Source organism: Blautia sp. CAG:257 (assembly GCF_000433815.1).
GTDB classification, from domain to species: domain Bacteria; phylum Bacillota; class Clostridia; order Lachnospirales; family Lachnospiraceae; genus Blautia_A; species Blautia_A caecimuris.
On record NZ_HF999094.1, the window covers coordinates 10,163 to 11,026 of the forward strand.

Annotated in this window: 1 protein-coding gene; it reads right to left on the reverse strand. The window is 43.6% G+C overall.

Annotated features, from left to right (window positions below):
* The coding region (gene galK / locus QVP40_RS11010) for a galactokinase (RefSeq protein WP_288200512.1) at window positions 1-727 on the reverse strand (727 nt) is incomplete at its 3' end.
* Between the last annotated feature and the right edge of the window lie 137 nt (window positions 728-864).

Sequence of the window (864 nt, forward strand, 5' to 3'; positions counted from 1 at the left end):
CTTCCTTCTGAAGTTCTTCAAGAGCTGTCTCGCATTCGTTTCTTCTGTCATTATAGGCAGATCCCACCAGACTGTGTTTTACCTTACTGTTTGTAATAACGATTCTGGCATCTTTCAGTTTTACCGGAGCATATTCAAATTCCAGAGTGCTTGTATCAAGGAAGATCGCGCAGCCTTTTTTGCCCATGGCGCTTGCAAACTGATCCATAATACCACAGTTCATTCCATTGAAATTATTCTCGGAATACTGTCCGATCAGAGCCAGATCCTGCATGGAAAGCTTCTCAACACCAAACATATCCTTCAGCATCAGTCCTGTAAGAACTTCCAGGGACGCAGAAGAGGAAAGTCCGGAACCATTTGGAATATTTCCGTAAATCAGGAAATCCACACCATGCTCCAGCTTAATGTCTCTTTTTTCAAACGCCCACATAACGCCCTTCGGATAGTTTGTCCATCCTGCCTGGTCAGAAGGGATCAGGTCATCCAGGGAAGATTCGATCACACCAAGCTTGGAGAAGTTTACAGAATAAAAACGCAGTTTTCTGTCGTCTCTTTTGCGGGCCAGTCCATATGTACCCAGAGTCAGAGCGCAGGGAAATACATGTCCGCCATTGTAATCTGTATGTTCTCCGATCAGATTAACTCTTCCCGGAGCAAAATATTCACGGATTTCTCCTCCTTCGCCATAAACCTCCACAAATTTTTCCATCAGTTCTTTCTGCATAATGCTGCCTCCTGTTTCTGAAGAATCCTCTTCTTTTTTATTTATTTTCAGGAAGGTGCGCCCTGTCAGTAGGTCGCAGCTTCCAGATAGGTAATAAAATTATTTCCTGCTTTTTTAAACAGCTTTGTGCTGTCCTG